A 267-nucleotide genomic window follows, 5' to 3' on the forward strand; every position below is an offset into this window, starting at 1 on the left:
GGGGAGGGTGGTGCCGGGCCGGGGCGCCGGTGCCCCGGCCCGTTCAGGCGGCCGTGAGTACGAGGGCGGCGTTGTGGCCGCCGAACCCGAGGGACGTACTCGCCGCGACACTGATGCGCCGCTGCCTCGCCTTCCCGGTGATCACGTCGATGTCGACGTCGATCGACGGGTCGAGCGACTCCACGTTCGCGGTGGGGGGAAGCGCGCCGTGGTAGAGCGCCAGGGCCGTGTACGCGGCTTCGACGGCCCCGGCCGCGGCCAGGGTGT

The 267-nt window shown here is 74.5% G+C and carries 1 pseudogene; it reads right to left on the reverse strand.

The window, feature by feature from the left end:
• Nucleotides 1-43 precede the first annotated feature (43 nt).
• Nucleotides 44-267: pseudogene (locus J0695_RS39955) on the reverse strand (3-oxoacyl-ACP synthase); the annotation flags it as partial.

Source organism: Streptomyces beijiangensis (genome assembly GCF_017315755.1).
In the GTDB taxonomy this organism is placed as follows: Bacteria; Actinomycetota; Actinomycetes; order Streptomycetales; family Streptomycetaceae; genus Streptomyces; species Streptomyces beijiangensis.